This window comes from Halorientalis brevis (assembly GCF_023077655.1).
Window position 1 is genome coordinate 1 of record NZ_JALLGV010000013.1, and the last position, 18,803, is coordinate 18,803.

Below are 18,803 nucleotides of genomic sequence, written 5' to 3' on the forward strand. Positions count from 1 at the left end.
TGGACAGCGGTACCGCCAGGGGTCCTGGAAGGTCTCGCCCTGGGGGATTGAGCAGCCGCCGTCGGTGACGATTGGACACCCGTGTTCGTCCGGCGCTGTGAAGGCGGGTTTGTCGTGGGTGTCTTGGTCGTCGTCGAATTTGTCACTGCAACAGCGGAGTGCGTTTGCTTTGGTGGGGTGTTCTCGGTGACAGAGATCGCAGGTGTAGGACTCGCGGGTCATGCTGTCGCCTCCTGGGTGAGAATGGTGTCGAGTGACTGTGCGTGAGTAGTGAGGAGCGAGCGGCCCGCGTCGGTGAGGGTGTAGGTATTGGTGCGGGCGTCGAGTTCCTGTTTGGTGATGAGTTGTTGGGCGGCGAGTTCGTCCAGGTTCGGGTAGAGTTTGGTGTGGGTGACCTCCTCGTCGCGGATGGATTGGCACTCGCGTTTAATCGCGAGGCCGTAAGGGGAGTTGTCGCGGGTTTCGAGGCGGGCGATCGCGAGGAGGCAATCGCGCTGGAACCCACGGAGTTGGTGGTACTCAGTTGGTGGGCGCGTCATTGGTGCTCGCCTCCGGTTGCGGGGGTGTGGATGGGCATGGGCGGTGTCTGCTGAGGGGTGGTTGAGACTTGACCGGTGCAGGGGAGTTTCCGGATTTCCGGATTTCCGGAACCGATGGTATTCGTGATGTGCTGGGTGGTTTGCGAGCGAATCCGGGTTTCCGGGTTTCGGTGGTGGGTGTTGGTTCGCCTCTCTGTGTGGTTGGCGAGTGATGCGTCTGGTCGGTGGGAGGTTTCAAGCCCCCCGGTAGCATATGCGGGCATGGCTTCCGCTACTGGAGGCCTCACGCGGCGGTCCGGTGGAGCGGACCGTCGCACTAACTTCTACAAGCTGCCACGTGATGGCCTATCTCCGAGTATAATTTGCACGGCACTTAACTTTTGGCTATAGCAAAAAGAAATCGGTGGGCAATTTCATTGCCAATGGACTCAACGCACAGATGTGGCGCGTGGTCCTGATCCAGAGATTGACCCAATTAGCATACTCCGGGAGTTCATCATATCTTCAGATCCGGCATTCGTCCCATCAGAAATCGCCGAGTCATTGGACGTAACGACTGAAGGCGCTCGCTATCAGATGAACAAGCTCGTAGAATCCGGCTATTTGGATAAAAAGAAGCCAGGGAAGCGGACTGTGATGTACTGGATAACGGACGAAGGACTCCGGTATTATGCGACTGAGACAGCCGATGGGTGATCGGTTTCTGTCCACCATATCACCGTTCGAGTGCTAGGCTTTTTCTTGGATACCTGACCAGACTCTTTGAGCGATTCTAACCGCCCACGCATCCCTGCAGGCGTCATACCAACCATTTCGGCGATCTCACTCGTTGTGAAAGCTGGATCTGACGATTGCTTCATCTGTTGGATAATCTCTTCATCGGAAACTGTTCTCTTCCCCTGGGCCATACGGTTATTATCTTTGGCTATAGCAAAAGGTTTTATGGTGCTGGCGATATGTAGATATGAGTAGGAAGCGGGGCTCTACGGGCCAGAATCACGGAATGAATGATTGGCCCACCTGTTGGAGCAGGCGAGCCAAGCTTCCAAGGAAGCTAACGCATGACTCACTACGGAACTTCGAGAGAAAAGTCTGTTGCACAGCGAGCCGGCGTCATCGGCTACGACAACCGCGGTCGGTGCCACCGCTGGGACCCCGTTCGGGCTACCTTGTACGTCACCATCGACGGCGAGGTCGTTCACACTGAACAATTGTCCCGCCCAGCTGTCCGTCACTGGATTGAGTACGTGCGCGACGAGAAGTGCGGCTGGATCGACGAGTGGTGGCAGTGCGAAGATCTTGGTGAATCGAAACAACGCCACCGTGCCGCGAAAGCGCAAGCTGCGGATATTCGGTACAATCTGGCTGTCGAGAGCGCACCGCAGGAGGCCTCGGCATGAGCTGCCGTGTTGAGTCGCGTCATCGGGCGCACAATGTGGTCAACGAGCTGGAGTCGGTGCCCGCCGTGATCGGCGTCGACGTAGTCTCACCAAGCGTAGATCCGACCGATCGGTGGACGGTGGAGCTGACGTTACGGACTGACGGCCTTCCCGCCGTGGTGAACGGTATTCTCGGTGAATACGGGTTGACGCTTCGGCACGCCGGGCCGCGGGACGACTCGTGGCACGGGGTAGCTGTGGTCAATATGTAAAGTCTCGGCAATTTTTAAAGGGGGATCACCCAGATGCATTGTCTATACGACAACCCACGATCAGCGTGGAGACTGGGTATTTGGGGCATCACTATTATATCTGTGTATGAGGATGATATTAGAGGGGATTGAGACCATGAAATATATCCACGGGTCACTAGACAAGACAATCAAAAATGATTTGTTTCATTAAATAGCCATGTCTAGACATGGCATGGATTGGTTCAATAGAAAGGGCCTTTTGGTGGCTAAGTAATAATCAAATATAAGTATATGTTTGAGTCTGAAGAGGAATTGCGGAAAGTGGCATTACCAATCTTGACCGATAAACTCACCCACAAAGATGTCCATAGAAGAGAAGAATTTTCTTACAGTGGTGGGAGAACTGATATCGTTCTTAGCTATGTGTCAGACGCATATAAACGTAGGCGAGTACGCGAATTGGGTGTCGACATACCCATTGAAAATAAAAAACGTCTTAAAATATTTCTCCGGCTTCATAAAAAAGACGGGTACATACAACGTGATAACTTTATTGAACAGATAAGTCGAGAACCGCGGAAGATATCTAATGATCTGGATTGGTTAATTGATCATAATTTCGTAATAGAAGATAATGGACGAATTAGAACAAAACCGTATTTGAGACGGCATATTACAACCTCAATAGCAATTGAACTAAAACTCGGAAAATGGCAGCGTGCTTTTCGTCAGGCGTTACAGGGTAGAGCATATTCCGAATATCAATATGTCGTTCTTGATGAATCAAATATACATCGTGCACTTAAAGACCTGAGTCTTTTCAAGAAACACGAAGTAGGATTGATATCAATATCAAAGGAAGGTGATTTTGAGCACCATTATGAGCCTGAAAAACAATCTCCGTATTCTGAACTCAACGTGTGGCGTCTAAATGAAACAACGCTATTACCTTCAAATACCCTAGGGGTATAAGTTATAGCCGTGTGACGATTCTTGCATATGCGAGATCGTATTTCGCTAACGGATGCTCAACAGGAGTTACCCCGATTTAATATTGAAGAAAAAATCGCCTTTGGTGGTCAGAAAGATGTCTTTGTTGGAGAGTTTGAAGGAGACGAAGTAATTGTGAAAACAGTGGTGCTTGAAGAATTGCAGCACGTAAAACGTGCAGAATTAGAAGTTGAAGTGATGAACGACATCGACTCAGATATACTCGTAGATCTAAAAATGCATTTTCCTGATAAGATATCGAATCAGGAAGTGCTTGTTTTAGTAGAAGAGTTCGTCCCTGGAAAAACTCTACGTGATCATTTAGAGGAAAATGGACCCAGTATTGAATTAGGCATTCAGGTATTAAGTACGATATTACAAGTCTTAGGGGAATTCGAAGACAAAGAGTATGTTCACCGGGATATAAAGCCGGAAAATATCATGGTAGAGCCAGACGGGCAAATTAGACTTTTAGATGTCGGAGTTGTGAGGGCATTAGAGGGTTCTGATTTAACTCCAACTGACTGGGCACGATCTCCTGGAACGGTAGAATATTCCTCTCCAGAAATGCTGGCGAATAATAAGGAAATACAAAATGTTCGTACGGATTTCTTCTCACTCGGGATTGTGTTTTTTGAATGTGTAACTGGCATACATCCATTTGACATTGAGGAGTTCACTATTCAGGATGCAATAGAAAAAGGTGCTCATAGAAATTTGACAGACTATGTGGACCTTTCCGAAGAACTCGAAGAATTAGATAACTTTTATGAGCAAATGATTAGCACCAATCTGCATCGTCGTCATAGAACAGTTAATATCGCGCAAACTGACCTAAACCACATCATAGGAGGTACCTCTTATGCTATTTGATGAGCCAACCTACTTGATTCAGTTCGGATATTCGGGGCAGACGCTAGTGAAGCGGGCAATGGAGGGCGACTATGCAGATGGGGTAATAATGAGCCCTTCAGACTACGAATATGGGGATACAAAATCTCTGGGAAGAGACGTAAACCGACAAGATGGGATCGTTCTTTTCGATCCACAGTATTATATTCCGCGGACTGAACGTCCAGCTTCAGATACCTATCCATATTTCCAAGACAGCGGTGGTAATGACTTTGAAACAGTTGTGGTCACAAACCCACAAAATCGGCGTGAGCTCTGTGAGAAGATTTGGGAAGTTCAAAATGAAATTGATGTTGACGCGTATATTGCTCCTGCACGTTTCTTGGACACATTTTCAGATTCAAAATTATATCGATGGCAATTGTTAACCAAGACCTTCCTGAAGGTTGTCGAAGATAATGACCCGGACTCTCAGGTATTTGCTTCACTCCCAGTGGATGGAGCTAGTATAAAGGATGACGAACAGCGGACAAAACTATTAGACTACATTACCAAAATAGATCTTGCTGGATTCTATGTATCAGTACAGTATCCGCGTTACCGGCGAAATCCCTTATTTGGCATGGAACAGGTGAAGTCATATCTTGATCTTCTTAAAAACCTCCGGTACAATTGGTATGACATTATTCTTGGCCATTCTGATCAGATAGCTCATTTAGCATTTGGTCTTGGAATTAATGCGTTTGCCTCAGGCCATTATAAGAACACTCGGGCATTTGACACAGACCGTTGGATACCACAAGACAACGGTGGAGGGTCTGCAGGTGTGTACTGGTATTATTCAGATCCATTAATGGAGGAGATGCAGGTTGAACAGGATCTTCAAGCATTATACAGCAACGGATTCTCTCTTGATAAGCTAAGAATTAAGAACCCAACATCTCCCTTTGAGCAAGAATTATTCAATGGGGAACCAGAGGATGCAGAATGGACGTATAAAAATGATTCTTGGGATCATTATATCTGGTCATGTCACCAGATCGCCAAAGAATATACTGGCCTGACCTTAGACGAGCGAGTAGATTTAGTAAAGCAGAATCTTAGGAATGCTGCCGAGGTTTATTCAGATGTCGAAGAAGCGGTGGGTCCGAGAGAGAACATACAGTCGGATATCTACCAAGATTGGATGACTGCCTTTGATCTTACTTTGTCAAAACGAGACATGAACGTTATCAAGCGCGTAATGCCATAATGAAAATTGGAGCAATATCAGACATTCACTCAAATTGGGTTGCTCTTAATCAGGTTTTAAACCAACCAAATATAAATAAAGTTTCAGATACGTATTGTGCAGGTGATCTTGTCGGCTACTACGCCCAACCAAATGAGGTTATTGCTCGAATACGTAAAGAAAAAATCTGTTCTGTAAAGGGGAATCATGATGCGGCAGTAGTAAATTCTACGCCATCCAGTTTCTCTATTCACGCAAAAAGGGCGATTGATTGGAATCGTCGTAATTTATTTAATGATAATATGGATTATTTATCATCACTTCCGACCCAGATTAGAAAATTCGTAAACGATCGCGACCTTCTAATTGTCCATGGGTCTCCCAAGAATCCATTGTCAGAATATATCTATGAAAGAGATATCGATGAACTATTTCTTGAGTTCTACTTTGATCTACCTCCAGACGTAATTGTACTTGGCCACACTCATAGGCCGTTCGTCAAAAAGGTAAATAATACTCTCATTGTCAACCCAGGCAGTGTAGGCCAACCAAGAGACAAAGATCCCAGAGCGTCCTATGCTACAATCAATTTAAACGAATTGAGTGCCAAGATTCATAGGGTCGAATACGACATAAATAAAATAGCTGAGAAAACTGCTAAAGAACTCCCCCGTGCTTTGAGCGACAGGTTATATGAAGGACGATAAACCTGTTACTGTGAATCCTCGATATTATATGCTCTCATTCCCCAGTCTGTTTTATCCACTTCAAAAGTGACATCCTGTCCAATTTCAGGGATTTCTTCCTCATAATCCTCAAAATGGAAGTATACTGGGCCTTCATTATCTTCATATGATATATAACCGTAACATTTTCTATTGTGTGTATTTGCAATTTGTCCAGATTGCATAAAGCATTCCTCAATGTATTGTTATAACTCGGGCATTTATAAATTATATGCCTGAACCAATTCACGCTGCTGCTCACAGGGTGACGGCATGAGCCTAAGTTGTATCAAAAGAACAAACTGAAACAGATCTACCTTGTCCAACGACGGGCCACCCGCTACGACAATCTCGACGTCCACTCCTGGCCCGACGACCAACTGATTAACGCCACAAGTGGCCAGTTCCAGCAACAACTGCGTGCCATGCAACAGGCCGTCTCACCAGAGCGGTTCGGCAGTTACTCGGCGACACCTGATAGCTCCCAAGCAGCGCTCACAACAGAGCCAGAATCCGTAGAGAACCTGCTCTAACAACTATATTCCACGAAACAACTCCTGTTAGCTATGAGGTCCCGCAACCAGACAGAAACGCTCTCCATCCCTTCGGTGGACAACAGGAGCAGTGCCACTGGGAGGGGTGTGTTGTTACCACACTTTCAGTCACCATTGGCAGTGAGGGCGTCCATCCTGTGCAGTTGTCTTGGTCTGCGGTGAGAGATCGGATCCAGAATGTACGCGTAAATTGACTCCACAGTTGATGATGAAGCCACAAGCCTTACCCGTTGGCCATATAATCTTATCGTGAACCACGGACCTTACAGCCATGGCCGATGTCTTACTTCCGCTCGCACTCCTCTACGCGGATAGAAGCCGTCAGATTGAGGGTGCAACGCGGTTCCAAAAGCTCGCGTTTCTCACGCAGAAAGAGGGCGACATTGGAGAACGGCATGAATTCAAGGCTGACAAATATGGTCCCTTTTCGCCAACACTGGCGGGCGCACTAAAGACACTGGAAACAAAGGGCTATCTACAGCGCGATATCAGAACGACGCAAAAAGGGAACGAAGAATACATCTACAGCCTAACTAACAAAGGTCGACGAGCTATTCAAAACCTGAGACAAGACGAGGAGCGAGACATCGATTCAATACTTGATGCTGCACAGCAGATCAAGCAAAGCAATAACAATGTACCACTTGACCGGCTCCTACGATATGTATATAAAAAATTCCCAGAGTACACAAGTGAGAGCGAACTAGACCTAGCTGACGAGATCTAGGTCAAGCTACTCACCGTCTATCCCTTCATCCTTTGACTGATCTGTGGTGTCCTCATTCTCGAATTCGTCGATGTTTTCATTTAGAATATCTCGGAGCTGGTTTTCCATCTGTTCCATTGTTTCATCGGACACATCAACGGCTTCTGTTCGCTCTGAGTCAGGGTCTTCCTTTGTGAACACTACATGAGAAATGGCTGAATCTTGAATCAAGAGACTGCGGCCGAGGTCTGATTCATCCTCACCGTCGGCTTCCTCGACGACTTCGTATGGCTCTTCTAGATAGAGATCGCGCTGATCAGCGTCCCATGCTTTTTTGATGAACTCACCACGGAGAATAGTCCCATCTTCCAGATATACGTCGAGGCTCTCACCGTCAAATGTGCCTTCGTCAAAGGCGTAGTGCCACGGTTCTCTCCGGTCAAGGGGGTCATCATTCCAGCTATCGTATAATTTCCCCATTGCTACACCGCCCCCCAGTGTCAGCATCAAATGTGTCATATATAATATTACGATATCAGCAAGTCCCAGACCCGTGAGCGTATTGATGTCCACCAGCCCTAATCTGTCCACCAGAGTTGTAGCAAGCTCGTTTGTGTGAGTGAGGTACAGACCAGACGTAAAATAGAGTATGCTAAGAGAAAGCAGACTGACAAACGTACTCCAGGTAATCCACTGAGTCCGACTTGGTGATGGGTTGCGCTGGCCAAATCGAAAGAGAAGTTGTAATCCTACAAGACCCGGCGCTAATAGAAGCAAAATAACAAGAAGGCTAACAGGAACCGAAGTAGGCGATGCCATTCGTTCTAACTGATGTCAGTCAGGAGTTAATGAAAATAGTTGCCATTGGATAGATACGAGAGTGTTCCATTGGGGGTTAAGCAATCCATCCCCCACTCGTCCATACTCGCTTTCAGGTTGCTATTTTTGCTTGCCAACTATCTGTCACGCTGACATAACTTTGGCGGTTAGTAGCTTCCGTCGCCGCTACTCTGTCCCTACCCAACTACAGGAACCAATCCATTGCTACAGGTCTATCAACGAAATCTCAGCTGGCACTGCCGACTCCGAAATACGGCCCGTCTCTATATTCCACAGCCAGTCGTATAGCTCATCACAGTTCTGACACCGTCGATCCGCGTTCGCTGCAGGCATATAATGACCACACTCGTGGCATTGCACGTCGTCAAATGGAGTCTGTGGCCGCTCAACAGAAACATCTCTTTCACGCTGCAAGCCTCGACCTGCACGCCACCACAATCGCCACTGATCTTCCCCAATCAAAGGCGCGAAATCGATCTCAACCTGGGCTGCGCCATCACCTCTAACCCTGTCAATATATGATTGCGCTCGAATTCTCTCTTTCCCGTCATGGCGCCCCTCACCAGTTCCGTGGACTATCTTAAGCCAGTCAGTCTCACGCCACAGTCGGCCGGCCTGCTCGTCATACCACTCTGGTGGTAATGTCGCTGGCACCTTCGCATATGGCCAGATATCCGTGTAATCTTCAGACTCATCGAACAATGATTTCCACGTTCGTGACCGCCAGAGCCACAAGGCAACATCGTCATTCCAATCAGGGGGTAGCGTCGCTGGAACTTGACCCACTGGCTCGTCGTCAACTTCCACGAAGTCACGTAGGCCGATCTTCGCCAGGGGATCGTCGATACAAAACTCGTACTCAGGCCACGCAACACGCTCTGGAACAGCCCATGGCCAAACCGCGTCACGGGCGCGTTTTCTAATATCAGCTTCTGTGAGCCGACAGCGATCCGCAGCAAAATCTGCTTCAGTTGCCCAGACTGTGGCAAATCCTTGAGCGTAGTAGTCCTGAGCCGTCCCACGCTTGTCTTTTGACTCGTTTTTGTGTTGGACCTCTATTATAACACCCTTCCCAAGTTGCTGATCCGGCGATTCAAACACAATCGCAGCGTCGGCGTCCCGGCGTTGTTTCTCGGTTCGCGGTGCATCGAGTCGATACTCCATTTCGCAGTGGTCGATTTGACCAGCAAAGACATGTTCAAGCTGATCCGCCGCAAGTGATTTCCACTTCGCATGCTTGTCAGATTCAGCAACCGAGGAACACGCTCCACCACCGCCAGCAGTACCGCCACCACCGCCACTGTTCCCGATGTGCATGAAGTGTCTGGCCCGACCATCCGATGATCGCTTACGTACGACCATTTCGCTTTCACATGTCGGACACGTCACTTTGGTCTGTTCTGGAACCTGGCGTGGCGGTTTCTTGTCGCCATCGTGGATAGCCATCCACGGCATCTATAAGAACCAAATTTGGTAGCGAACTTAAACCATAGCCTGCCGTGTTGAAAGTGGTTAGCACCCAATAGAGTACGATCACATCCATCAGCGGCCAATACCTCTACAGCAAATTTGCTAACCAATAAAACGGTGTGAATGAGGGCGTCTGTTGGTTAGTGGTCCGTACCCCTTACCACTCCGACAACAGTCGTGCAGTCCCAAACACAGCCCCTGACTCCTTCTCAAGACAATCACCACCACTGTAGTTAGAAAAATAAGCACCAATATTCGGAGGAAAGGGCACCGAGAGCCTACGGTGACAGCGATTTATCGCTGTAACAATTGAACCCGCCGGTAGTCGTCTGGACTGTTCCACCGCTTCCGTTGTAAACCACGACTCGATACCAGCTGTGCTGTGGGGCCTCACCGATGTTGACGACGAATGGAATCTCCCCGTCACTAACCTGGGAAACTTCCATTTTGTTCATCGAGAAGCTGTCTTCTCGAACGGGGATATCGTACTCAAGATCACCGCTTCGATCATAGACGGCGATGCGGCTCACATTGAATCGGTCGAGTTGCTCAGGGATGGCCGGGACAACGAGATACACTGATTCATCATGGCCGGTCGCTGTAAACCCACTAATCACAGCCTCACCGTCAGACCTGGTTTCCGATGAACAGCGGATCGTGGCAGGCTCCCCGAAGAGCGCTGTACATCCCGTTAACGAAAGGACCACACAGAGGAGAACTGCGGTTGTTACCGCGTTCTTGTTGGAGGCCACACAATTTCCGCTTGTGGCCCTCCGTCTGAAGAAGATATCGAAACTGTATCTGTTGCGGATCCGTCGCCACCATCATCACTATTCGAGAACTGAGTCGGGCCTGCTCGTCGATTTTCCACCAGCGTGTCATAGAAGCATCCACAGAAATTTACTACGTCATAACCCGGCTTGCGAAGTGTTGAATTAGATATGATTGTAGAATACCGTGCAAGGTCATGTACTGGTCAGACCTTTGTTTTTAAATTCCAATGAGCAAGATGATCGATCATGAACCGGGCTGCATTGTACACGATGATTGTTGGATTATCTCTTTGTCTTGCAGTTTCAGGAACCAGTGCCTCTGGCGTTTCTGTGTCGACCGTGCTCCAATTTCTCGGTGGATTACTTGCTGTCGGCGCTGGCGGAGTTCTCCTGAGAGATGCATTCGCGCAGTCGACAACTGGTGAGTGAGCGCGTTATACTGAGCGTTGAACCTCTTCTCTCCCTTCCCTGTAACGCGCCGCTGGATCGTTTGCATCGGCTCACTCCCGTCGACAGCCACACCGAGATTGGCTTCGACCACCCACACGGCCAGCCCAAATCGTGAAGCCAACCCACAAGCCGTCAGACGGACATCTGACGGGGTATTAAGCCTTCTGACCGAGATCATCCACGTGGAGTGCCCCCCGATCTGCTGTGAAGGCTCCAACCCCACCCATCCTACGGCACTCCCCTCCTACAGTGACGTGACTGCATGTGAGTCGCGACTCATGATCGTGGCCGTCGACGCGATCGCGTCCCGCGCCGAGCTGGCGCTTCCTCATATTGGGTCACGCCGGTGGCACGGTGCTTGCATCAGTGATGTGAGTTTTTCATCGACCCCCAGGGGGTGCAGGGGGTATTGGCGGTCGACGAAAATGATGAAGTGAGATCGGTGTATAGACCCAGGTAAGGCCGGTGAATCGGCCATGGTTTCAGACGGACCCTTGATGGGTTGAAGCTCGCGGTCCTCCGGGTCGAGTTCGTCGGCTGCAGTGGTTTCAGCAGAACCCATGAGGGATTGAAGCGATCGTGGCGTCGCCGTGCTCGACGAAGACGGTCAGAGTTTCAGCAATACCCACCATGGGATTGAAACAAACCCCTCTCTGTTGTCCAGATCGAGTAGAACACACAACAGTCCCGAGACCACAGCCGTCCACACAACAAGCCACAACCCCCCGAATCAGACCGAGCGACTAGCACGCCCGATCACGTCGGCAAACGCGACTGTCTCCCGGACGTCCGTAATTTCAACAATAACCCGTTCGCCCCGTTTGGTCTCGGGGACGATGACGACAAAGCCCTGGTCAACACGAGCGAGCCCGTCGCCCTGGTCGCCAAGCTCTTCGATTTCGACAGTGCGTTGTTCACCTTCGGTAACTGGTGGCCCCGACGGCTCACGTTCACGCTTTGGTTCAGCGTCAGTATCCTCACTCTCACCGTCCGACGGCGAGGAAAACACAGCCACACGGCACGTCTCGCCGTGCTGAAGGTCACCGAGGCGAACTTCTTGCTCTGGTACCTCAACGACGTACGATCCATCTCGTTGCTCGACAGTGGCAGAAAACAGACAGTGAAGTTGGTCGGGAAGTTCCATCAGTTGCTTGCGCGAGATACACAAGCGAAAACACTTGACTCTACTGTTCAAGAACGTTTGGAAATCACCCAGACGAAGATTTCGTACTGTCCACGGAGGCGATTGACACAGAACAACAGCAACTGGCTGCACACTGTGTGTGCGAACAGATTGTCCTGCTCACGACACACCTGACGTTCTGGGAGGGATTGTGACCTACCAGAGGGGAGTGTATTCGTCGGCTCTTGGCTCGCAACCACGGCACTAGCGATTACAAGTACCCCCACCACGGGGAGGATGTACATCCAGAGGACGGCCTGCCAGAAGCCCACCAAGAGGAGCCCACACGCACTGGCAGCGACCATCCATTCACGTTGGTAGACGACCCCAGCCACCCCCAACACTGGCAGCCCGCCAAGACCCGCGAAAAACGCCACTCGCATCCACGTGAATCCAGGCTGAACGAGATAGCCAGACCCCACTCAACGCGAACCCAATCCACATAGAGAACCCCAGACACCCCCTAACCCCAACAGACAGTTACAAACGGACCCTTGATGGGTTGAAGCATCCACGGGCAGCAAGCCCCGAAGCTTGACAGTAGTTTCAGATGGGCCCTTGAGGAATAGAAACGTATGCTCCTGCTCGACGAGGACACCGAGCACATGGGGTTTCAAACAGGACTGTGGCACGGCGTCGCCATCGTCGATCGGTAGTCTCGGCAGTTGTGGCCAAGTACATATCGCGGAATTATCCTTGTCGCTGCATCTGCTATTCGCACAGAAGTCCATTAGTGAGGGCTGTTTACGGGACGTCCTCTCGGGCAATCTCACCGGAAACACCATCTATGGTTGCAGTGACCACAACTTCGTCACCGCCAGAAGCGGCATACACTGTAAGGTACGAAACGCTCCTTGGAGTCGTCGTCGACGTTTCGCTGCCACTCTCTAATGCTCGTATAGTCACTTTGTCAGCGTCAAACTCTTTGACGAAGTTGACGCGGACAAGATCCTGCTCTGCTCTATGCGAAAATTCGATTGCGTTGTCTGGGATCGCCTCGGATATCTTCTCGGGTTGGTTGTTACTGCTCTGCACCGTTGGCTCCGCTGTCGTTTCCGCTGACTGAACGACATCAACGTCAAGGTCGTCTTCCGAGAGCGTGGTTGTCACTGACAAACGGTTTCCGTTGATAGAGAGTGAACCCTGCTTTTTCGACATTCCGAATTGGGCTTTGAGTTGGGCCCGTGACATTCGCTCAACGTCATCGCTTTGGAGTGCGAGATCTGTTCTGATCTTTCGGCTTTCCGGAGCGAACGTCAACGATGAGAATACGTCGACTTGCTGTGTCACGATGTCGGTCACGAGACTGGGGTCTTCACTTTCCCAGTAGTAATCAGCGAGTTGAACAGGGCCGTCCCAGCCAACCAGGAGATCACCTGACCCAACAGTGTTCGATAACCACTCGTAGGTATCGTTGTCGTCGACGGCGCGATTGCGGTTGCCACGCCACGTTTCGATGGCTGTCCGGACTTTCGATCGAGTATCGGCTACGATCACCCCCGAGTCACTGAGTGCAACGGCGGCGTCAACGTCTGTCGACGGTTCGTATATCGTGAACTCGCCTGTTTCACTGACGGTCTCGTGGTTAATTTCGCCAAAGGCCCCTTCCCTGCCGTTTCGTAGCGATTTGTCGGCTCTGGCCACATCTATCTCGCCGGTCCCAATAGTCGTCTGGTTAGCGATAAGCAACTCCGTGACCCCTTCTGATGGCGTTTGTAAATCAATGAGATAGCCCAGCCCTGAAACCACCAGTGAGAGGGCGGAGGTGGCGATCACCTGTCCGCCGGTTTTCAGCGGTAGCTTCAACAACGGGTCATCTATTTCATCAAGGCCAGACAGATTGGGTGTGAATTGTGCGGAAGTCGTGTCATCGCTAGATGGTAAAATCAGTGGGAGAACAGGATCAATCTTTGAGGTCTTTGCCGAGACGGTAAGATCGATATAGCCAGTGAGCGTCGACCCAGCGGTCGCCGGAATCCACTCCGTGTACGATGGGGTCTGGTTTGTTCTCCAGCAACCCGCGAGTGCAGCTGCTGTGGCTGTCGTACCGAGCTCGATGAATCGACGCCGGTTGAGGAAGGGCATAGTGGAGGGTGAATAGCAGGGGTGCGATCTGGCCGCGCTTCTCAACTGGGAGGCCACAGTCCACAGTCATAAAATGTGTCGACTCAGCCAGTATGAATCAGTTCGAATAGTGTTTCTCGCCAAGAAACACGTCGTCTGAGCTTTATCTATTGCCCGTCAACGATCGACTATGACGGACATAGGAGGTCCACAGCGATGTGGAGTCGGTATCCGTGGTGTATCGATCGTGATCGACTCGTTCGTCTGGTTTGGGCTGTTCATTGTCGCGACGCTTTCTGTCGCGGTTGCGACTGGCCAGCTCGAAACGACAGTAAACGGTGCGGACGCAACTCTCAGTGGGTCAGCCGGAACGGCGGCTTTCGGGCTGTGGCTCGCATTCGGGATTGGATATCACACGCTGCTCGAGTGGCGGTTCGGGAAGACCCTCGGAAAGTACCTCGTGGGAATCAGAGCTGTCGAAGATGATGGTTCGCCCCTTTCGCTGCGCTCGTCGATAGTCCGGAACGTGTTTCGACTTGTTGACTTCCTACCCATTTGGTATCTTGTTGGCATCGTCGGGATCTACCTCTCTGACGGGAACAAACGCATAGGCGATCAGTTCGGGGGCACTGCTGTCGTCCGTTGACGGAACGTCGATCGAGCCTGTATTCTACGCTGTTCCCAAAGTAGGTCTCGAATCAGACACTGACCCAGGCCAACAGCACACAGCTATCGCGTGTTCAGGTTATTCGAAACATCCGCAGTAGCCAGTGGGCAAACAAGTCATGGTAACGTCCGACGGGAAGTCAACCGTCGTGGCCGGCATTCTCAGTAAACACAGGTTGTTGCAAAGGGACCCAGCCCCGCAAGGAATGAGCTGTTATAGCGTGGCGGTCGTCGACTGGTTGCGCAACTCGACTATCGCTTTTGGCGGGACGACTCAGGAGTTAGGTACTCAGGACACCCAATGTGACGAGTTGTCAGTGATTACAGAACATTGAGATACTGCAGACCGGCAATCAGTAGGATGGCAGCGATCAGTACGAGTTTCATCACCCATGGTGGGACGTCTTTCCGGATTCGAAAGGCCCAGTCCATACGGGTCAATGAGTCGTTCAGTTATTATATCCCCAAGCCGGGTTTCTGGTTATGAAACAGGCCCGAACCGTCGGCTACGTAGCTGAAGTTGAGACTACAGTGGATTTAGCGGGCCTGTGATGCGCGAATTTGACCGATTCGGTCAGCGGAAACTGCTCCAGATTACTCTCCAAGCGGCCATTCTTGTCAAACCTTCAACCGTATGGGCAAATTTTTCAGACGTCCAATAGTGTAGCCACTCAGACGGCGCGCTAACCCAGACAGAGTGTCTCTCTACCCGATTCCAGTTTCCTTCTTCAGCAGCGTCAGCGTGTTGTCCGCTGTAATCACCGGTGAGTGCTCATACTCGCCAGTCAATTCGGCTTGGACGAGGAGATCGACAGCTCGCCAGATCGAGTACAGCAGACACGCAAACGCGAAGTAGAAGGATCGCAGCTCAAAATTCTTCGACGTTGTCGCCGCCATGAACCGTTTGATCGACCTGTACCCACTCTCGATCTCCCACCTGTAGCCGTACTCCGTAAGGTGTCCGCTCCCCCCATTCGTCATGAACACCGAATACTGCCGGTGATCGTCGTGCTCGGAGTCCTCTTTCCGTCGGTAGATAGCGTCGTCTCGTGCCACTCGTTCTTGCCGAGGTGGAGCTTCCGGTCAGTTTCATATCGGCCTTGATCGCGCTGGAGCAATCGCTTGGCCTGGGCTTTCTCGCTGGTCTGCATCCGCTTCGGAACGACGTAGGAGTGCCCGCGCTGACTAATCATTTCCAGGACGTGCTGGCTATCGAACTCCCGGTCCATCAGTACGTTATCGACGTGAACGAGCTCTTCAGCCGAATCCAGCAAGTCCTCGACGATTTCTAGTCGTGACTCGCCTTTCCGTACCGGGCGGGCATCGAAGACGAGTGGGACAGCGTTCCCGACCAGCTGGACGGTCGCCCACTGATAGGCGTACTCGTCGGTCTGTTCTTTCGTCCCAATGATCTCGTCCTCGTGGCCGGTCCGGTCGCCGGTGAAGGGAGCAGCCTCGGTGATGTCGATAGCGACGATCCCTGCCCGGAAGAACTTCTCCGTCTCTGCGACCTCATCAATGAGTCGTCGAATCGCCTGCCGGTACATCGCTCGAATCTGCTCGATAGAGAGATCACGAATGTGGTCGCGGTGGGCGTGTCCGAGTGGTGTCCGCTCCCGCGTTGACTCGTGGACGAAACTGCGAGCACCCTCGTTTGCAGCCAGCCGCTCGCGCAGTCCGAGATACGTCTGTAGGTCCCAGAAAGCGTGCTCGTGGACCTTAGAGCCTTCGCCACGATTGAGCGAGAACGCAGGGAACACGACACGGCTGACGTGCTCGGTGACTCTATCGGCATTGTCCAGAATGGCTCGGTCGTCTGGAACCGATTCGTCCACGTCATCGCAACGAGCCGGGAGGATCTGCTCTGGTTCGCGGGGGACGGTGACATCGGCGTTCTGCGCTTTGATGAGGATCGTTCGAGCTGCTTTCTGGACCGTCTCGCGGAGATCTCGCGTGAAGCGCTCGTTCCAACTGCGCCACAGTGTCGATTGATCGGGCACCATCCCAAACTCTAGGCGTCCGCAGAATCCGGGTTGGCCATCGAGGTACTCGACGAGAGATGTTTCGTGCTTCCATCCGTGGAGTTCTTTCAGCACGAACACGCGAAAGAGGGTATCCATCTCGTAGCGTGTCGAACTTCCATAGCAGTCGTGGGCCTCGAAGCGGAAGTAGGCCAGAGGAATCGAGCAGACCAACTGTTCGAGTGAGTTATGATCAGGGTGCGTAAACCAGGCACTCGAGACGACTCGAACGTCCGATTCTAACCCGGCGAGCGAGGTTCGATCGTACAGCGGCGTCGAGTCATATGTGGGCCACTCGACGTGCTGGTGGTGTGCGATTCGTCGAAAGACACTGCATCGAGACTCGCGAGTCGCGACCACTACGAATAGATAGCCCGGACATGCCCAAGAGTCCGTCTAACTGACCTTTATAGTGGTTTCAGTAGCTCTATTGGATTCCTCAGTCGCGAAACAGGACTGGTGCAGCTAATCGTTAGATGTAGAGTGAGGATGTAACAGAGTGGGTTCTAGATATAGCTTACAGAATGTCTATATGATTCGGGTGGGTGGATTTCTGTATGCCCTCCCGCCGTTCGTTCCTCGCCACTAGTGGTACGCTCTTGGCAGGTGTCCTCGCTGGCTGCTCGGGGACAATTCTTTCACAATCGCCAGATGGGACGCAATGGACCGCATCAGTTCCTGAACCAACATCACTGTCCCCACCCTGTGTAACGAACGGATGGCTTGCAGTTGGTGGGTATCATAGCAGTCAATCTGGGAATAGCCAGCTCGCGGTTTTTGATGCAACAGACGGGACACGACAGTGGGATATTGATCTAGAACGAATAACTGGCCTCACTGCTTCAGATGGACGCATCTACGCCGGCGAGAGAGGCGGCCCCCGTGGTGCACAAGCACAGATCTACGCGTTCGATGCATCGAGTGGTGAGCAATTGTGGACACAGGCCGTGAATAACCTCGCTTCAGCGCTCACTGTTTCGGATGAGACCCTCTACGCGGCGAACGGCTCCCTTGCAGCCCTTGAGACGAGTGATGGAACACTTCGCTGGGAGCAGTCGTCGATCGATGGAATCGACTTCACCGTGATTGCCGCACCAGACGACCAACTTGCATCTGATGATACGGCGGTCTACTTCGGTAACCAAGGAGGCGTCGTCGCACTCTCACCCAGTAACGGAACACTTCTGTGGGCGTGGCAGCCGGAGGACTGGCCGTCAACAACTGTCGGCCCTCTTCCTGTCGATACCCATGTATATGTTGGAGCAGACGGTAACGTCGCCGCACTTGATCGGACAACTGGCCAGCTCCAGTGGCGATCGTCATTTGGAATGGATGCCCGAGTTCAAGGGGTCCACAAAACTGAATCATCCCTTTTAGTTGCAGAGTCGACAGCGCAAGCACCTTCTGGTACTTTTGGGACATTATATGAGCTCTCACTTCAGAACGGTACGGAACGCTATGAGAGACGCTTTGAGACGCCCGTAACACAAACAACTTCGACCTTGGACAGGTTCATTGTCGGAACAGATGCCGGACAGGTCACGTGGGTCGATAGACTCTCTTCATTTGAGCAAGCTCAGACGACGATTTCCAGTGAGACATTTCTCCTAGGTGCCGGTGACGAGCAAGTGTTTGCACAAACAACCAACGGAACTCTATACGCTCTCACTCAGCCATCATAACGCGAGATCAACGGTAACAGCCAACAGCGCTAGCAAGTAGAACATCTCGACTGAGCTCAAATAGATTTAGCAACGCTTGATGATCCTTAGATAGCTCACACCATATGCATTAAGAGATCCAGTCTCAACTATTCGGTTAAATGACTTGCCTATAGCGAAATAGAGTTTACCAGGAGTGCTTCAATCTTACACAGGTTCGGCTGAAACTGTCAACATATTCGTCGCAGTCAGTCGTATAGGCTTCTGAGGTACTCATGAACAAGCTGTTGTTCTGCAGTACGTCAACGCGATCTCACTGATTTCGGCGGGTTGTTTCGTGGCAGATACTGGGATTGATATCCAGTTCTTCCCGTTCCGGCCGGTTTCTCATAGTGCAATAGTATCTCGGAGCTCGTGATCACACCCAGAATAGCTGTCGACCTTT

At 51.1% G+C, this 18,803-nt stretch carries 17 protein-coding genes and 1 pseudogene; 9 read left to right on the forward strand and 9 right to left on the reverse strand.

The features are described 5' to 3' along the window. Positions 1-222, reverse strand: a 222-nt coding sequence (locus tag MU553_RS22580; protein WP_247381902.1) for a hypothetical protein, incomplete at its 3' end; no start/stop codon positions are given. Next, positions 219-539, reverse strand: a complete 321-nt coding sequence (locus tag MU553_RS22585; RefSeq protein WP_247381905.1) for a helix-turn-helix transcriptional regulator — start codon at positions 537-539, stop codon at positions 219-221. The genes MU553_RS22580 and MU553_RS22585, both read right to left, overlap by 4 nt. Before the next feature lie 1,061 nt (positions 540-1,600). Between MU553_RS22585 and MU553_RS22590 the strand changes: the two genes are divergently transcribed. From MU553_RS22590 to MU553_RS22615, 6 genes are all read left to right on the forward strand, one after another. Beyond that, complete coding sequence (locus tag MU553_RS22590; RefSeq protein WP_247381907.1) at positions 1,601-1,939, forward strand: hypothetical protein; 339 nt, start codon at positions 1,601-1,603, stop codon at positions 1,937-1,939. Positions 1,940-1,974: 35 nt separating this feature from the next. Continuing rightward, the gene (locus MU553_RS22595) at positions 1,975-2,190 is read left to right on the forward strand and encodes a hypothetical protein (RefSeq protein WP_247381909.1); all 216 of its coding nucleotides are present in this window, start codon (positions 1,975-1,977) and stop codon (positions 2,188-2,190) included. A gap of 273 nt (positions 2,191-2,463) precedes the next feature. Further along, positions 2,464-3,144 carry a hypothetical protein gene (locus tag MU553_RS22600; RefSeq protein ID WP_247381911.1) on the forward strand — a complete coding sequence of 227 codons (681 nt, stop codon included), beginning with the start codon at positions 2,464-2,466 and terminating at the stop codon, positions 3,142-3,144. A 27-nt stretch (positions 3,145-3,171) separates the two neighbouring features. Next, entirely contained in the window at positions 3,172-4,035 is an 864-nt protein-coding gene (locus MU553_RS22605) for a serine/threonine protein kinase (RefSeq protein WP_247381912.1), read from the forward strand. Then, on the forward strand, positions 4,025-5,266 hold the full coding sequence (locus tag MU553_RS22610; RefSeq protein WP_247381916.1) for a hypothetical protein: 1,242 nt from the start codon (positions 4,025-4,027) through the stop codon (positions 5,264-5,266). Before MU553_RS22605 ends, MU553_RS22610 begins: the two co-directional genes overlap by 11 nt. Then, entirely contained in the window at positions 5,266-5,952 is a 687-nt protein-coding gene (locus MU553_RS22615; protein WP_247381918.1) for a metallophosphoesterase family protein, read from the forward strand. Before MU553_RS22610 ends, MU553_RS22615 begins: the two co-directional genes overlap by 1 nt. 5 nt (positions 5,953-5,957) lie before the next feature. Here the strand turns inward: MU553_RS22615 and MU553_RS22620 are convergent, their stop codons facing one another. Continuing rightward, positions 5,958-6,155 carry a cold shock domain-containing protein gene (locus MU553_RS22620; protein WP_247381921.1) on the reverse strand — a complete coding sequence of 66 codons (198 nt, stop codon included), beginning with the start codon at positions 6,153-6,155 and terminating at the stop codon, positions 5,958-5,960. 640 nt (positions 6,156-6,795) lie between these two features. Between MU553_RS22620 and MU553_RS22625 the strand changes: the two genes are divergently transcribed. After that, positions 6,796-7,251: a helix-turn-helix transcriptional regulator gene (locus MU553_RS22625; protein ID WP_247381924.1), complete on the forward strand. Its 456-nt coding sequence runs from the start codon at positions 6,796-6,798 to the stop codon at positions 7,249-7,251. Positions 7,252-7,257: 6 nt separating this feature from the next. Here the strand turns inward: MU553_RS22625 and MU553_RS22630 are convergent, their stop codons facing one another. The 5 genes from MU553_RS22630 to MU553_RS22650 form a co-directional block, all read right to left on the reverse strand. Beyond that, complete coding sequence (locus MU553_RS22630; RefSeq protein ID WP_247381927.1) at positions 7,258-8,049, reverse strand: DUF6338 family protein; 792 nt, start codon at positions 8,047-8,049, stop codon at positions 7,258-7,260. 225 nt (positions 8,050-8,274) lie between these two features. Beyond that, positions 8,275-9,387, reverse strand: a complete 1,113-nt coding sequence (locus MU553_RS22635) for a hypothetical protein (protein ID WP_247381929.1) — start codon at positions 9,385-9,387, stop codon at positions 8,275-8,277. A gap of 431 nt (positions 9,388-9,818) precedes the next feature. Beyond that, positions 9,819-10,292 (reverse strand): hypothetical protein, encoded by a 474-nt coding sequence (locus MU553_RS22640; protein WP_247381930.1) that lies wholly within the window; start codon positions 10,290-10,292, stop codon positions 9,819-9,821. A gap of 1,201 nt (positions 10,293-11,493) precedes the next feature. After that, positions 11,494-11,907 (reverse strand): TRAM domain-containing protein, encoded by a 414-nt coding sequence (locus tag MU553_RS22645; protein ID WP_247381931.1) that lies wholly within the window; start codon positions 11,905-11,907, stop codon positions 11,494-11,496. A gap of 783 nt (positions 11,908-12,690) precedes the next feature. Continuing rightward, on the reverse strand, positions 12,691-14,031 hold the full coding sequence (locus MU553_RS22650) for a hypothetical protein (protein ID WP_247381933.1): 1,341 nt from the start codon (positions 14,029-14,031) through the stop codon (positions 12,691-12,693). Between the two features lie 169 nt (positions 14,032-14,200). On the opposite strand from MU553_RS22650, the gene MU553_RS22655 reads away from it, so the two are divergent. Beyond that, the gene (locus MU553_RS22655) at positions 14,201-14,656 is read left to right on the forward strand and encodes an RDD family protein (protein ID WP_247381934.1); all 456 of its coding nucleotides are present in this window, start codon (positions 14,201-14,203) and stop codon (positions 14,654-14,656) included. 725 nt (positions 14,657-15,381) lie between these two features. Here the strand turns inward: MU553_RS22655 and MU553_RS22660 are convergent. Further along, positions 15,382-17,057 (reverse strand): annotated as a pseudogene (locus MU553_RS22660) (transposase). 197 nt (positions 17,058-17,254) lie between these two features. On the opposite strand from MU553_RS22660, the gene MU553_RS22665 reads away from it, so the two are divergent. Further along, positions 17,255-18,379, forward strand: coding sequence for an outer membrane protein assembly factor BamB family protein (locus MU553_RS22665; protein ID WP_247381935.1), 1,125 nt, complete (start codon positions 17,255-17,257; stop codon positions 18,377-18,379). Positions 18,380-18,803 lie beyond the last annotated feature (424 nt).

Bases quoted from the DNA above. Each gene is read 5' to 3' on its own strand.
- MU553_RS22585 (WP_247381905.1), bottom strand. From the start codon at position 539: ATGACGCGCCCACCAACTGAGTACCACCAACTCCGTGGGTTCCAGCGC.
- MU553_RS22590 (WP_247381907.1), top strand. From the start codon at position 1,601: ATGACTCACTACGGAACTTCGAGAGAAAAGTCTGTTGCACAGCGAGCC.
- MU553_RS22600 (WP_247381911.1), top strand. From the start codon at position 2,464: ATGTTTGAGTCTGAAGAGGAATTGCGGAAAGTGGCATTACCAATCTTG.
- MU553_RS22605 (WP_247381912.1), top strand. From the start codon at position 3,172: ATGCGAGATCGTATTTCGCTAACGGATGCTCAACAGGAGTTACCCCGA.
- MU553_RS22610 (WP_247381916.1), top strand. From the start codon at position 4,025: ATGCTATTTGATGAGCCAACCTACTTGATTCAGTTCGGATATTCGGGG.
- MU553_RS22615 (WP_247381918.1), top strand. From the start codon at position 5,266: ATGAAAATTGGAGCAATATCAGACATTCACTCAAATTGGGTTGCTCTT.
- MU553_RS22620 (WP_247381921.1), bottom strand. From the start codon at position 6,155: ATGCAATCTGGACAAATTGCAAATACACACAATAGAAAATGTTACGGT.
- MU553_RS22625 (WP_247381924.1), top strand. From the start codon at position 6,796: ATGGCCGATGTCTTACTTCCGCTCGCACTCCTCTACGCGGATAGAAGC.
- MU553_RS22630 (WP_247381927.1), bottom strand. From the start codon at position 8,049: ATGGCATCGCCTACTTCGGTTCCTGTTAGCCTTCTTGTTATTTTGCTT.
- MU553_RS22635 (WP_247381929.1), bottom strand. From the start codon at position 9,387: ATGCACATCGGGAACAGTGGCGGTGGTGGCGGTACTGCTGGCGGTGGT.
- MU553_RS22645 (WP_247381931.1), bottom strand. From the start codon at position 11,907: ATGGAACTTCCCGACCAACTTCACTGTCTGTTTTCTGCCACTGTCGAG.
- MU553_RS22650 (WP_247381933.1), bottom strand. From the start codon at position 14,031: ATGCCCTTCCTCAACCGGCGTCGATTCATCGAGCTCGGTACGACAGCC.
- MU553_RS22655 (WP_247381934.1), top strand. From the start codon at position 14,201: ATGACGGACATAGGAGGTCCACAGCGATGTGGAGTCGGTATCCGTGGT.
- MU553_RS22665 (WP_247381935.1), top strand. From the start codon at position 17,255: ATGCCCTCCCGCCGTTCGTTCCTCGCCACTAGTGGTACGCTCTTGGCA.